We start from the raw sequence: 14696 nt of genomic DNA, 5'->3' as shown, positions 1-14696 counted from the left end.
AGATTCAGACGAGCCTGGGTCGACGCTCAGAGCGAATACCCGGGGCGATACTCGGTGTGGACGAACCGATCCAGCTCCGGGGCATTCTTGACGCGGAGGTTCACGGCGTCCCACTCGAGCCGACGCCCGGGGGCGCGGAGGGAGAGGACGCCGAGGAGGACGATCTCCGTGAGCGGGCCGGCATAGTCGAAGTTCGAGACCGGCCGAGGTCCCCCTTTGCAGGCCGCGATCCATTCCTCGTAGTGGCCGGGGGAACGCTCGATGGTCTTGGGGACCTTCTTCGCCTCCTCGTGAAGCTCGCGAGGCAGGAGTTGGGGCATCCCCCCGTGCGACCCGTGGTACATCTTCCCCTTGCTGCCGACGTAGAGGACGCCGTTGCCGTCGAGCCGCTGCCCGGCCGGCATCTCGGCGGGTGTCGGGGGCATGAGGCCACCGTCGTACCAGGTCATCCGCACGGGGGGGAGCTTTCCCCTGGCGGGGAACTCGTAGTCGATCATCGCGGCGATCGGGTACGTCTCGGTGTTCGGCCGGTTCCCGTCGAAGACCGAGCCGTCGAGCGTCGTTCGCGACTCGACCGAGGTCGGCATCCCGAGTTGGAGCGCCCAGACCGGGTGGTCAATGATGTGGCAGCCCATGTCGCCCAGGGCCCCGGTGCCGAAATCCCACCAGCCTCGCCAGTTCACCGGGGCATAGGCCGGGTGATACGGACGCTCGTGGATCGGGCCCAGCCAGAGGTTCCAGTCGAGCGTCGAGGGGATCGGCGGCGTGTCGCGCGGGCGGTCGATCCCCTGCTTCCAGAGGTGCCCCGCGCGGTCGGACCAGACGTGGACCTCGCGGACCTCGCCGATCACCCCGGCCTGGATCCATTCATTCGTGAGCCGGGCCCCTTCCGTCGCGTGCCCCTGGTTCCCCATCTGCGTGGCCACGCCGGCGGCCTTCGCGGCCTTGGTCAGCTCGCGGCACTCGCGCAAGGTGTGAGTGAGCGGCTTCTGGCAGTAAACATGCTTCCCGGCCTTGATCCCGGCCATCGCCGCGACCGCGTGGATGTGGTCGGGCGTCCCGACCGAGATGGCGTCGATGTTCTTCGCTTCCTTGTCGATCATCTCGCGGAAGTCGCGATACTTCTTCGCCTTCGGGAAGGCATTGAACGAGCCCGCCGCGCGGGCCTCATCGACATCGCAGAGCGCGACGATATTCGCCCCGAGGCGAGCATGCGTCCCGATGTCACCCCCTCCCATCCCGCCCACGCCGATCCCCGCCACGTTCACGCGCTCGCTCGGGGCCACGAACCCCGCGCCCCCCAGCACGTGACGAGGCACGACCATGAAGCCGAGCGCGAGCCCGCCGGTCGTCGCCAGGAAGGACCGCCTCGAGCCCTTACCCCCTCGATCCTCGGACCGAACCGCCATAGGTATTCCCCCTCGGCAAGTGGCAAGACGAGGACAAGGCGTACGTCCGTTGCCCTCTTTGGTTTCGCTCGAAGATGAGTCGACCCTGCCTAATACCGGGCATGATATATCAGTCCCAAGAGTGAAACAAGGTGCTGACCTCGGGGGAGGGTCCGAGGAGATGGCAATCTCGGAACGTCCTGACGGTCCCGTACCCCGGACGCATGTGACCGGGATTCCGACCGGCAACTTCACTCTCAACCCCGGCTTGCTCAGGCAAAGCGCAATCCCGAGCGTGCTAGAGCAGGCTCCGCGTTGATCAGGCAAGATGATGACATTCCAGGGGACCTGTGAAGGGTGCCCGAGTTTGCCAGGCAGTTAAAAATATCAGGCCACGATGACCTTAGATTCCCGAAGGGAGGAACCGAGTGACGCAGCCCCTTCGCCGCGAACAAGCTACGACCTGCTTAAGCCGCGATAACGCAATTTTAACGAGGCCGAATTAACGTTGACACTCTTATAAAAGGGGCTCTGCACGGCTTTATCAATCGAACCGCGACCTATACTTCCCAAATCCTAAGGCCTGTCTAGACGCATCGCTTTATATTTTGGTCAACAGCCAACTTGATCCAATAAGCATATAACAACCGAATCCCGGCTATAATAACCGAGATAAACCGCGAGTTTTCCAGGCTTTCCCATGGCTAATCCGGCAAATCATTGCCCAGCAAATCTGTCAAATCGAGAACCTGCGGGGCCTGCGGCGGAAACTCCGACGATGCGGTTTTGGATCCGCAAGTCAATCTGAAAAGGGTCGTTGTTTTTTTCCGACATAGCCTCAACTAATTAGTCGTCCTGGTTGCCATGTCTAAGTTTTTTCGTATAAAACATCATGGCCCTGGTCGCATGATCGACACGCAACAAGCACAGCGAAGACCGGGATTTTCCGGCATTTTAAGAGCCACTTTGGTGTCGCAATCAGGTTGGCCTATTGGATCGTCTTGTCAAGTCGACTACGCTAATCGATCAGGGCTGCTTCCCGCTCGACCTTTGAGGCCGACGGTGCTCATGGTGGCGGGCGAGGGCCCGGGGGTAAGGTTAGGGCACGACACTTGCTCAGGTGTGACTGGGTCACGTCGGCTCGAGTTACCCGGACATAGAGCGGATCATCGCGTGTCAACGCGAGTCGATCCCGAATCCTTCCCGGGCCGGCTCGCCGCAATCGCCGGGCGAACCTCCCCGGCCGACCGTCTCCACGGTCGCCTCGCCTCCCCCGGGGGAGGCGCCGAAACCCGACACAGCGATAATCGCAAATACGAAGATTTCAATACAATTTCCCGAGATGACTGGCTGCTTCAGGGACGACGGCGGGCCGACTCGCGACTGACGGCGTGAGATAGCGACACGAGACTATTTGATTTCATGACGAATCAACTAGCCGAATTCATGGGGTCGCGAATCCAGTGATTGACACATTCACAGTCGGCGCCTTGTGGGCAGCGACGTCCGCCTCGGTGGTCGTCGTGCTGCTGGTCCTCTGGTTCTGCGACCAGGCGTCCAAGTCTTACCTCTGGTGGTGCGCGGGCTTCGCCTGCGTGGGCGCGGGGATCACCCTGCTCGCCTGCCAGGGGAAGATCCCCGACGTGCCCAGCATCGAGGAGATCGCCAACGCCGTCCTGCTGGTGGGCATCGGCCTCTGGCATGGCGGCGTCCGGGCCTTCGACAATCGCCCCGCCCGCCCCTGGATCCTGGCCCCCGCCCTGCTCTGGATGCTGATCGTGCTGGTGCTCGTCCCCGAGGTGCGCGACAACGACGCGATGAAGATCGCGCTGTTCAACCTCTGCTCGGCGATGGGGATGTCCCTGATCGCCCGCGACCTCTGGGGGAGCCCGCAGGACAGCGGCTATTCCCGCTCGTTCATCGCGCTCCTCTGCCTGGGCGAGGCCGGCGTCAGCCTCCTCTGGGCCTGCGAGATCTTCAACGACCACTTCACGAACAAGCCCTTCGACAACGACCGATACAACGAGATCGTGATCTTCCAGTCGTTCGTCTCGCTGATCATCGTCGTGATGTTCGGCAGCATGATGACGATGGAGCGCCGGGTGCAGCGGCTCAGCCGCCTGGCGATGAGCGACCCGTTGACCCTGCTCCTGAACCGCCGGGGCTTCCGCGAGCTCTCGGAGATGGCGATGAAGCGGAGCGCCCGGACCCGCGAGTCCGTGGCCCTCGTCCTCTTCGACCTCGACAACTTCAAGTCCATCAACGACCGCTTCGGCCATGCGGCCGGCGACAAGGTCCTCATCGAGTTCGCCGAGCGTTCCCAGACCTGCCTGCGCCGGGAAGACATCCTGGGCCGCCTCGGCGGCGAGGAATTCGTGCTCCTGCTTCCTGGCGTGGACGAGGAAGGGGCCGAGGCCGTGGGCGAACGCATCCGGCTCGCGCTCCGGAACAAGCCGATCACCTTCAACCGCACCCTGATCCGGGCCACCGTGAGCGCGGGCGTCGCCGTGATGCCGGCAGTGTCGATGAACCTCGAGGCCCTCATCGCGACCGCCGATACGGCCCTCTATGCGGCCAAGGGCGCGGGACGCGACCGGGTCTGCCGATCCTCGCAGCCTGAAGAGGAAGTCATCGAGGAAGGCCTGGTGGGCTCTCACCTGGGCTCGCTCATCAGCCACAGAGCCTGAAGGATTTGGCCCGGGACTTGCCCTCTTCCCGGGCATGGACAAGCCAAGCTATCTCGACTTCGATAAGGCCGGGTATCACTGGCGCGACGACGTCGACTATCGGGAGCATCCCGATCTCTATCGCGTCGGCAAGGGCGAGCAGGGCGTCCTGATCTGCGAGCCCTACAAGGGGCAGCTCGTACCCCTCTGGCGGTTCAAGACCCCCGAGGTCGCCCTGGAGAGCAGCCGGGCCATCTCTCGGCTCTTCCTGCATTTCGTCAAGCAAAGGGACTTCGTCGGCGCCGACATGGCCCGCAAGTTCCTCCAGATGGGCTTCACCCGGGCCCGACGCTACGCCAACTACAAGGGCGGCCGGAAATACGACCCGGAGAGCAAGGCCCCGCTGGCCAAGGGCACGGGCGATCCCCTGAAGGCCGAGTCGGCGCGGATCTTCCACGAAGCCTGGAAGAAGGCCGAGGCCAACCCAACCTACGCTCGAATGAAGGCCGATTGGAAGTCGAAATACGGCTGACGCGAGCCCCTCCCCCTCTCAAGGATGGCCCCGTCCTCGACATCTCCTCGAGCCCTTCCCCTCGCCGAGTAAATCGTGATTCTGAGGGAAGAACGAGCGTCTCCAGGACCGCCTCGCCTCATGCCATCACCGATTTAAGACGCAACGACGAGATAGCCCCAGTCCCATTCCACCATCAACGACCACCCTTGCCTAAGTGCTTATCCTCCAAAAGGATCGCGACCAAGCCGCTCACAAATCACCCATTTTTCCCCATCAACTCAATCCAACAATTCCCAATGTTGCCACAGTTGCCACAAGTGAATCAAGAGGGCAAGTTGACACCGATTGACGACAGGTCATTTCCCGCCAGACTTTTGTCCCTGGAGATGGAGACCAGTGTCTTCGGGGTGGGTGAGAGAAGGGCGTTGCGAGACTCGTTCGTCCTACTTCATTAAAAAAAGTTCGACGAACCTCAAGTGTGGACTATGTTTGCCTTGTGGTGGCCTTGAGTTGCGGGCACAACTCGTTGGCGGGACTCACCGTGTGCGATGCTTGAGGTGCTGGAAAACCCCGCAACTCCATCCTCGAAAGGTCCGCGCTTCCCGAGGGTTGCGACTCCAGGCTCGCGGGTCGTTTGCCTCCAACTTTCGGGAAGTAAGGCATGTTGATCGATGTCGGGGATCGACCCTCAGATGATCTCGCCTTAGAATGATCCGCCAGGTAACGAAACCCGCCGAAATGCGAATGCAATTGCGAAAATTTCAAACACCTGCACAACCTTGACCCGCCTTGATCGCCGGGGGCGATAGACCGGCCTGCCCGCCGCCGCATACAGCACCATGGATATAACGCATCTCATGATGTCGCAATACCGAAACATCATGCAAACCCGAGATGATTAGTCCAAGGCATTCATGGCCAACCCTTTTCGACATCTGACATGAACCTTTAGTACGACGAATCATTTAATTTCTTTACGAATTCCCAAACGAATCGTTTCGATTGTGAAGAAACAGATCGATTCATGGTAAAAAATCTGCGAAGCTCCAAGCTGCAGATATTCGTCATCGCGGAATCCATATTCATTTTCATCCAGGAAAGCTCGACCTATGTCATCTGCATCGAGGAAGCCATTCCATCGCGAAGACGTGGAGGGGATCTGCACGATCCTGGTCACGACATCCGAGCTCCAGCAAGAGACGGCGGATCAACTATATCAGCTCGGGGCCGATGCCATCGCCTCTGGCTCGCCGAAGGTGGTGCTCAACATGGCGAATGTTGAATCCATCAAGAGCGCCGCGATCGCGGTCCTCTTGCAGTTCCAGAAGCGAATCCGCGAGGGGGGGGGAAAGCTGAAGATTTGCCGGCTCCGCTCCGACGTGCTCCGGCTCCTGGAGCTCACGCATTCCGACTCGCTGTTCGACATCCACAAGACCCAGCGCGGGGCCGTGGCCGCATTCCTCGGCCGGCCCGACCCGACCTCGGGCGACGAGAAGAAGTCGGGCTTCGCCGCGGGCAAGAACTTCCTCGCCTCCCTGCTCCAGCCCTGGCTCAACAAGCGATAATCACCCGGCGGTATGGGTTCGACACGACCTGCCGATCACGCCGCGGCGAACATCCGACAACCCACCAAAGCCGTTCCTTCCCCGAGCGACGAGCGACAGCCGGGATAACGGAGCGAGGCATTGGGGATCCGGCTGGATCCCCGACGCCTCGTTCATTCCAAGCACTCGCTCGAAGGCTCACTGATCGCTGTCAGGCTCGAACGGCGGAGGACCGCCGCCGGGACCGCCGGGGCCACCACGCCTGCCTCCAGGACCTCCGGGGCCTCCGAAGCCGCCAGGCCCACCCGGGCCGCCGGGACCTCGGTTACGCATGGCCTTGAGCTGCTTCTTCTGGTCGGCGTCGAGGATCTTCTCGAGCTTCTTGTCGACGTCCTTCTGGAGGTCCGCCAGCTTCGACTTCTGCGACGCGGTGAGCTTCAGGCGCTGCTGGAGCATGGCGGGCATGATCTCACCCGGCCTGGGAAAGCCCATCATGGGGCCGCCGGGGCCGCCGGGACCTCCGGGGCCACCCGGGCCGCCGGGGCCGCCGAAGCCCGGAGGGGCGTTGCGGTCGTTCTCGTCTTCCTTCGAGGCCAGGGCGGTCAGTTCTTCCTTGGTGACGGTGCCATCCTTGTCGGCGTCGGCGCGGTCGAAGAGGCGGACCAGCCGCTCGTCGGTGATTTCAACCCGGGTCAGCTTGGCGTCGCCGTCCTTGTCGAACTCGAGCATCCTGGCCACGAGGTCGCCGTTGCCGGGCCCGCCCGGCCCCCGGCGAGGGCCTTCATCTTCGTCGGGGGGCTGTGCCATCGCCGTCGATGCCAGGGCCACAACACCCCACGTCCACAACACTCTCGATCCCATTCGCATAATTTCACCCGCTTGAAAGAACCCTGGGAGCGTGATCGCGATTCGTTGATTCGTCCCGGACGATGCGGTAAGTAACGGGCGGCCGGGGAACTTGAGGACAGAAAAATCGAGGTGCCTCGTCGACGATGCCTTGCTCATCATTTCGCCCCCCTGCGCGCCCCTCGACGACGCCTGAAAACCTGTTCGCGTACCTTCGACGTCGAAGGCGCGGGGTTACCCCGGCCAACCCATTCTCCGCCCGCCGCGATCCTGCACGTCCTCGGCGAGGATTATCGCCGGTTCGAACTGACTTTCGGGGCGAAGTCGCGCTCGTCGGGCGTGCGGCCTAGCACGATCTCGAACTTCGCGGCAAGTTCGCCGATCTTCGAGCCCTCGAGCGGCTTGAAGTCGGTCATGAGCAACTCTCGATCGAATGCGGAGAGGCCTTCGCGGACGACGCCGTCGATCGCGTTGCCGGGGTGCCCGGCGATGTTGATCTGCGTCGTCAACAGCTCTCGGTTCCCCTTCTTGACCTTCACGTGGATGTGCGGGGCCGGGCGGCCCGGATAGGGGACCGGCTTGATCGTGCGGAAGTAGTATTCGCCGGTCGAGCCGGTGGTGAAGCGGCCGAACCCCTGGAAGTTCTTGTCCTGCTGATCCTTCTTGTTCGCGCTGTCGCCCGTGTGGAGGTAGACCTGGTTGGCGTCGCACTGCCAGATCTCGATCGTGGCGTGGCGGATCGGGCTCCCGCCCGCGTCGAGGATCCGGCCGGTCAGGTGGGTAATCTCCCCCACGGCCGGCGTGATCCCGTCATTGACGATGATCAGGTCGTTGTCGGTGTCGAGGGGGAGTTGGTCGGGATAGAAGGGCCCTTCCGTCCGCGCCGGGGTCAGCGCGAGTTGCTCGGCGAAGAGGCCCCGGGTCGTGAAGAAGGCGCCGCCGGTCGCGAGGGCCCGCATGAACTGCCGGCGATGCGATGTGGAGAGAAACGAACTCATCCCAGAATCTCCTTACCGGTTCGATGCGACCCAGTCGTTCTCTGTCCCTTTTTCGATGGGCGAGGATCCGGATTCAAGGAGCGTCGCCGGCCATCGTCGCGTGACGGCATCATCGCAGCCTCGCCGAGCCTCGGGCCATGACCACCAAAGAAGTGAAATGTGGTCGCGACCCAACCGCCCCTTTGCATCCACGACCCGATTTTAGAGCCGGCGAGATCCGGAGTGTGTATAGGAGCGTCAAGACTCTCGAAATGGAGCCCGAACCACCACGTTGTCACGTCGTGCCGGAATCGCCCTCTCGATGCGCGCCTCGGAACGCCGACTGCGACTCGGCCATGCGTCGCTTGAGGACGGGGACCGCGTTCACGAGCCGCATCCCCGCCCGCATCGAGGCCAGGGCCAACCGGCCGACGACGGGCTTGTGGATCCAGGCGTCCTGGTCCATCTGCTCGCGCGACTTCTGCACGGCCGCATAGGCATAGGTTCTCATCTCCTCCTCGTACTCGGAGATGGCGAGGAGGAGGGGCTTGGTTCCATTCCTAACCTCAACCAACTTGCGCCTCAAGAGGGCGGCGTCGCGGAGCGCCGTGTTCGCCCCCACGCCGCGACCCGGCGTCATCGTGTGGATGGCGTCACCCAGGAGCGTCACGCTGGACGTCGGCCAGGGTTCGACGGGCACGGACGTGCGGATGTTGATGGGGAAGACCGTCGACGGATCTGACAACGTCATCAGCTTGCGGAGGTTCGGATGCCAGCCTTGCGTCATCGAGAGCGCGAGATTCACGAGGTCCTCGCCCCTCGCCGACATCGGATCGGTCGCGAAGTGGCGACGGGCCGCACTGAAGCCCCACATGATGTAATTCGAGGTATTGTCGTAGAGCAGCCCCGGCCACCTCGCGATGAGGTCGGCGTCGTTGCCGCCGGCCATCGTCCTCGGCCCCTGACGATCCCAGGGGAACTCCATCACATGCAGGATGTTGGAATAGCCCTTCGGGGCGATCACCAGGGACACACCATAAAAGGCCTTATCCGGGAGGAGCGCCTTGGTGTCGACCGTGAGAGGCACCTTGGCGCCGATCGCGAGGATCCCCGACTCCTCGAGTTTGGCGTGCGGCAGGTACTGCTTGCGGACCCTCGAGTTCGTGCCGTCGGCCGCGACGAGGAGGTCGCCCGTCGTTGAAGTGCCGTCGTTGAAGTAGGCCGTCACCTTGCCATCGGCCCGCTGCTCGTAGCGTTCGAACGACTTGTCGAAGTGGACGACATCCTCGAGCCCCGTCAGCAAAACCTGCCGCATGGTCATCCGGCTCACCGACTTCTCGGTGTTGATGGTGTCCTCGGGACTACCGCCATCGAGGACCGGCAATGACAGCACCTCCGACATCCACTCGGTGTAAATATTGAAGTAGCGGGGAGCCCTGGCGCAGGTGGCGACGAACGTCGCATAGAGGTCGGACGGCAGGCAGGCGTGGAGGGCCCGGCTGCCGTCGGGGTCGATCCCCACGCGATACCCCTGGAGCCCGTCCATGCGGGTCCGATCTCGCTCGAAGACGGCGACCTCGATCCCCTCCTGCCTTAGCCCGTGAGCCAGGCAGAGTCCGCCCGTCCCCGCGCCGATGATGATGACCTTCAGTGACATTGCATGATCCATCATTCACTCCTTTGTCTGACGCCAGCTCCCCTGCCCATTCGCAGTGCGCGCACGGCGATCGGCCCGTGGAGGCGGGACAGGTACGATCACGACATCGGTAGACAGCGCGCAGCGGCGAACTCGACGCCCAGATCGTGGGATCGATCAAGCCGCGAAGTGTTTGGACTCAGGGCCGTCGCTCACGGCCGATGGGCGTCCTCGCGCGACGGCGAATGAACGCAGCTACGAAGGCTTGTCTTGTGCAAATGCAGACTTCAGAACACCTTCGATCCTCATCGAGGCATGGGCACCACTATCAACCTTTAATATTCCTCCATCACGACGGGTTCGATCCCTCCTCGTTCTGAAACCCGGAGGCGAACTGACGCAGCCATTCCTCACTCCAGGTGACGCGCCCGGCCTTCAGGTCGGCGACGAGCGTGCGGACCCACTCCAGCTCGGCCGCGAGCATGGCCAGGGCGTATTCCGACTCGAGCAGGAAGAGCCGAGGGAGCGTCTCCTTCACGGGTGCAATGAGCCCCTCCACACGGGCACGCTCGGCTTCGAGTGCGGCAGCCCTGGCCCCGAGCTGTTTCATCGCATCCGAGGGCTCCAGCAGCGGCAGGAACGAGATCGCGGCGGGGAACTCCGGGAACTCGTTGCCGGGGGTCGAGAGCACGTCGCGCATCCAGGCGAGCGCCGACTCTCGCCCTTCGTCCGTGAGCTCGTAGATGGTCCGCTCGGGCCGGTTCTCGTCGCGCTCGGTCTCGCGGACGCGGATCAGGCCGACGCGCAGCAACCGCTCGATCGTCTGATAGAGGCTCGCCCGCTGGCGGACATTGATCACCTCATCCTTCCCCCTCTCCTTGATGAGCCGCTGCATCCGGTACGGGTGCATGGGCGCCTCGTAGAGCAGCGCCAGAACCGCCAGGGCCAGGGGGGAACGCTGGGACTTGCGTGCCATAGTCAGAATATTACTAGTTATAGTACGATCATGTCAAGGAAAGATGGGCGGCCCGGACGCGACGAGCTTCCGGGCGTGCGTGTGGAACGCAACAAGGCAAGGGGATGGCCCCTTGCCTTGGCGTAAATTCCAGAAGTAAACCTATCGAACGAGCCTTGCCGGTTTCACTTCGAGTCGCGGACCTGCTCGTGGAGGTACGTGCCCTTCTTGTTCGACGTGATGATGTCGAGCAGACCATCGCCGTTGAAGTCGGCCACGGTGAACTGGGTGCCCATGCCGCTCTGGTCGTCGATCTCGTGGGGGGTGAACTCGATCTTGCCGTCCTTCTTGCTGGCCTCGAACCAGTAGAGGCGGGCGGGCTTGTCGGAGCCGGGCTCGCTCTTGCCGTGCGACCAGAAGCGCTTGCCGGTGACGAGGTCCTTGAGGCCGTCGCCGTTGATGTCGGCGGCGATCAGGGCGTGGGTCTCGGAGACGAGCTCGGGGAAGAGGTCGTGCTTGGTGAACTCGGGGTCGCCGGCCTTGGCCGCCCCCTGCTCGTACCACCAGATGCCGAACTGGTGGGCCGAGCTGTCGATGACGTCGGCCTTGCCGTCGAGGTTCACGTCGTAGGCGATCATGTCGGCGACGGCCTCGCCGAACTTAGCCTTGTGGAAGGCCCAGGGGCCGCTCGCGTTGCGCCCGGCGCTCGGCTGCTCCCACCAACCGCCGATGCAGATGACGTCGGCCTTGCCGTCGTGGTTCAGGTCGCCCACGCCGAGCCCGTGCGAGAACTTGAAGGTGCCGGGGATGGGCTCCTTGCCCGGGGTGCTCGGCTCGCTGATGGCGTGCATCTCCCAGAGTTGCGTCGGGTCGCTGCCGGGGGCGAACCAGGCCATCTGCCCTTCGTTCTCCTTGCCCTTGGGCTGCCAGCCCATCACGAGCACGCGACGGCCCTCGCCGAAGAGGTCGACGTAGAGGGGCGTCTCGTTGCAGGCGCTGTGCCAGATCTCGTACTGCGGCCAGTAGCCCGGCTTGCCCTTCGGGTTCTCGTACCAGTAGGCCGGGGCGCCGGGGAATCCGACGACAACCTGATCGACCCAGCCGTCGCCGTTGATGTCATCGGCCCAGGAAGTCATGCAGGCACTATAGCTGTGCAGGCCATCGCCGAAGTCGCCCGGCTTCCGGATGTCGTGCTTGGTCCAGTTGGGGGCCTCGTACCAGGAGTCGCCGACGAAGATGTCGTTCTTGCCGTCCTTGTTGACGTCGCCGATCGAGGCCCCTTCGGAGCGGAACTTCGCCTCGACCACCGTCTTCTTCCAGGTCACGGGCGATTTCTTCGCGCCTACCTCGGCGAAAGCCGACGTGAAGAGCGATGCCGACAAGCCCAGCGCCGCGGCGAGCACGAAACGCGAATTCATGGATGTTCGACCCTCGGGAAGTCCGCTTGGAGCGTTGACCCTGGCCGCCGCGCACGTTGCGAACGGGCGGCCCAACTCCAACAGGGTACTCCCGCCGTCGGCTCAAATCCACGGGGCAACACTCGTCCCGGCCGGGAAGCCTCGCACGAATCTCGGTCGGTCGCTCGCGGGAATCGCCGAACTCGCCGAGCTCGACGCCTGCCTGGGCCATCATCGAGCGGTAGAGACGGCAGATCTGGCGGCCGGACTTGCCCTGGAGTCCAACACCCTCACCGCCTTGATCCCGCCACCGCCACGGCTGACGAGTAACGCGGAGAGCTGCGCGGCATCATGGGCCCCCGTCAGCATGCTCGACAGGAAGAGGATCATCGAGTTGTCGAGCTCCGTGCGTTCAACCTCCTGGATCGCGTCAAGCTTGCGGACGATTGCCGCTTTTTTGCGGTTGAGCACATAATTACAAACCCCCGCGATGTCCTCGAACGTTGTGCCGTGCCGAGGGTCATTCGCTCGATGATCCGGCGCGTTGATTAAGGCTCGGCGGTCTTGATCCAGCAGCGGAGGACCTCGGCCACGCTCCAGGCCTGCGCGATGCAGCCGCGGGGGGTGTACGGCGGTTCGGCGTCGAAAACCTCGCTGATGGTCCCGAGGCAGGCTTCGCTCAGGTGCTCGGGGAAACCCTTGAGGAATTGCCGGGCCTCGGCGCGGGCGTCGGGATGGACCCGGAGCCAGGCGTCGATGAATGGGCCGATGAGCCAGGCCCAGACGGTCCCCTGATGATAGGCGGCGTCGCGGGAGCGGAGGTCGCCGAAATATCGGGGCTTGTAATCGGGATGGCCCGGAGCCAACGAGCGCAAACCCAGGGGGGTCACGAGCCGCTCGCGGACGACGCCGATCACCGGCTTCCAGCGAGATTCGTCGAGAACCGGAGACTTCAACGCGATCGCGAAGACCTGATTCGGGCGGCAGGCGGGGTCGTCGCCGGACTCGCCGTCGACCACATCATACAGATATCCCCCTTGTTCATACCAGAATCGCGCATTGAAAGATCGCCGGGCCTTCTCGGAGTATTGAGCATAGGTTGCAGCCGCGTCCTCGCCGTCGGCCTCGCGGATCCAGCCTTCCAGCAGGCGGAGGGCGTTGTACCAGAGCGCGTTGATCTCGACCGCCTTGCCCCGGCGCGGGGTGACGACCCAGTCGTCGACCTTGGCATCCATCCAGGTGAGTTGATATCCGGGGGCTCCCTGGCGCAGGAGCCCGTCGTCGGGGTCCACGCCGATGCCGAACAGCGTGCCCCGGATGTGGGCGTCGGCGATCTCCTTGAGTCTCGGCAGGATGGCGCCAAGGGTCTCGCGATCGCCGGTCGACTCGACATAGCGATCGACCGCGTGGAAGAACCAGAGCGAAGCGTCGGCCGTGTGGTAGAGCCCGACGCTGCGGCCCTCGGGGAACATGTTGGGGATCAGGCCGTCGCGCACGTAATGTGCGAAGGTCCTGAGGATGTACCCGGCCTCCTCGGTCCGCCCCGTGCTGAGGGCCAGCCCCTCGAGGCTGATCATTGTGTCGCGACCCCAGTCCGTGAACCAGTGATAGCCCGCGATCACCGTGCGGACCTCCTCGCCGGCGGCGTGGGCCCTCGCGGTGTCCTCGACGCGGCCGGCGGGGGTGATGAGGAACTGGTCGGCGGCGAGTACGAGCTCCGAGGCGAAGCTATCGATGGTTGGCCCGGGCGTCGTCTCGCCGGCATCTTCACCTTCGCGCGAAAGCGAAGCGAACGTTCGCAGGTTCGAGTCCTGCCGCTGAGCGAAGCGGATCAGTCGCGAGCGTCGGCCATATTCGCGATTCAAGGCCTCGTCGCCCATCATGGCCAGCATGGTCTCCCAGCGCTCGGTCGAGGCGATCAGCGTGGTCGGTTCGCCCTCGGCGAGTTCGGCGTGGAAGAACCCCGGGCTCCACTGGTCGCCGGTCGACTCATACCCGCGCTGCTGTTCGAGGCGGTAGACGATCTGCGAAGTCTCGACCGCGTCGAGCGTGAAGGCCGTTCTGAGGCCCCGGAGCGTCATCCGTAAGGTCGGATAAACATCACCGGCGTTGACCTCGTACCGATCCCCCGAGGCCGAGAAGCGATAAGGAGCCGGGTCGGCACGATTCACCGGGTCGTCGTGCGACCGGAAATGGACCAGCGGCCGCAGCATCAGGCGAGGGAGTCTCCCCTGCTCGCCCCGACGCCCGTCCTCGAACATCATCCTGTAATTCAAGTAGGCGGTGTTCTGGAGGTGGGGGATGACGAGGCGACGCTCCAGGACGACGCCGTTGACCTGAAATCGCCAGACGGGAAGCCCGTAGTCGAGGCGGAACTCGGCGACCGGCCGGGTCGATTCGGACGTATTCCAACCCACCAGCGGCTCGCCGCCGATCGGGACCGAGGTGCCGTCGGGGAAGGCGAGTTGCTCCTCCAGGTGGCTGAGCATCATCGTCCGACCGAGGGGGACCGGGAGCGCGGCGATGAGTAGGCCGTGATAGCGGCGGGTCGGATAGCCGCAGACGGTGCCCGACGCATACCCTCCAAGCCCGTTCGTGACGATCCACTCTCGAAGTCGCTCGGCATCCCCACCATCGTCCATCCGCTCCGTACAAGGACTTTCGATCGACCTCACGAGATCTGTCATGGTCGCGTATTCCTCAAGGATGCGGGATGTCGTCCCGAGCCTCAGATCACCGACGTTGATTTCTTAAGCGTTCTATTGCTCATAGC

At 63.5% G+C, this 14696-nt stretch carries 11 protein-coding genes; 3 read left to right on the top strand and 8 right to left on the bottom strand.

The window, feature by feature from the left end; genetic code table 11:
* Positions 1–26: 26 nt before the first annotated feature.
* Positions 27–1409 (bottom strand): Gfo/Idh/MocA family protein, encoded by a 1383-nt coding sequence (locus tag ACOYYX_RS02800; RefSeq protein WP_422928414.1) that lies wholly within the window; start codon positions 1407–1409, stop codon positions 27–29.
* 1442 nt (positions 1410–2851) lie between these two features.
* Between ACOYYX_RS02800 and ACOYYX_RS02795 the strand changes: the two genes are divergently transcribed.
* From ACOYYX_RS02795 to ACOYYX_RS02785, 3 genes are all read left to right on the top strand, one after another.
* Positions 2852–4075: a GGDEF domain-containing protein gene (locus ACOYYX_RS02795; protein WP_422928413.1), complete on the top strand. Its 1224-nt coding sequence runs from the start codon at positions 2852–2854 to the stop codon at positions 4073–4075.
* Positions 4076–4109: 34 nt separating this feature from the next.
* On the top strand, positions 4110–4586 hold the full coding sequence (locus ACOYYX_RS02790) for a DUF4385 domain-containing protein (protein ID WP_422928412.1): 477 nt from the start codon (positions 4110–4112) through the stop codon (positions 4584–4586).
* A 1091-nt stretch (positions 4587–5677) separates the two neighbouring features.
* Positions 5678–6133: an STAS domain-containing protein gene (locus tag ACOYYX_RS02785; protein WP_422928411.1), complete on the top strand. Its 456-nt coding sequence runs from the start codon at positions 5678–5680 to the stop codon at positions 6131–6133.
* A gap of 177 nt (positions 6134–6310) precedes the next feature.
* Here ACOYYX_RS02785 and ACOYYX_RS02780 read toward each other — a convergent pair whose 3' ends face one another.
* The 7 genes from ACOYYX_RS02780 to ACOYYX_RS02750 all read right to left on the bottom strand — a co-directional run bounded on the left by ACOYYX_RS02780 (position 6311) and on the right by ACOYYX_RS02750 (position 14610).
* Entirely contained in the window at positions 6311–6961 is a 651-nt protein-coding gene (locus ACOYYX_RS02780; protein WP_422928410.1) for an EF-hand domain-containing protein, read from the bottom strand.
* Positions 6962–7248: 287 nt separating this feature from the next.
* Positions 7249–7956 (bottom strand): intradiol ring-cleavage dioxygenase, encoded by a 708-nt coding sequence (locus ACOYYX_RS02775; RefSeq protein WP_422928409.1) that lies wholly within the window; start codon positions 7954–7956, stop codon positions 7249–7251.
* A gap of 274 nt (positions 7957–8230) precedes the next feature.
* Positions 8231–9592 (bottom strand): FAD-dependent oxidoreductase, encoded by a 1362-nt coding sequence (locus ACOYYX_RS02770; protein ID WP_422928408.1) that lies wholly within the window; start codon positions 9590–9592, stop codon positions 8231–8233.
* 328 nt (positions 9593–9920) lie between these two features.
* The gene (locus ACOYYX_RS02765) at positions 9921–10547 is read right to left on the bottom strand and encodes a PadR family transcriptional regulator (protein ID WP_422928407.1); all 627 of its coding nucleotides are present in this window, start codon (positions 10545–10547) and stop codon (positions 9921–9923) included.
* A gap of 164 nt (positions 10548–10711) precedes the next feature.
* Positions 10712–11944 carry an FG-GAP repeat domain-containing protein gene (locus tag ACOYYX_RS02760; protein WP_422928406.1) on the bottom strand — a complete coding sequence of 411 codons (1233 nt, stop codon included), beginning with the start codon at positions 11942–11944 and terminating at the stop codon, positions 10712–10714.
* A gap of 210 nt (positions 11945–12154) precedes the next feature.
* Positions 12155–12394, bottom strand: a complete 240-nt coding sequence (locus tag ACOYYX_RS02755; protein ID WP_422928405.1) for a hypothetical protein — start codon at positions 12392–12394, stop codon at positions 12155–12157.
* 77 nt (positions 12395–12471) lie between these two features.
* Complete coding sequence (locus ACOYYX_RS02750; protein ID WP_422928404.1) at positions 12472–14610, bottom strand: amylo-alpha-1,6-glucosidase; 2139 nt, start codon at positions 14608–14610, stop codon at positions 12472–12474.
* Positions 14611–14696: the final 86 nt, after the last annotated feature.

The sequence above is a fragment of the Singulisphaera chitinilytica genome, assembly GCF_049331405.1.
Taxonomy (GTDB): Bacteria; Planctomycetota; Planctomycetia; order Isosphaerales; family Isosphaeraceae; genus PoT.
Note: the sequence above shows the minus strand (reverse complement) of the source record. Positions and strands in the feature narration are given on the sequence as shown.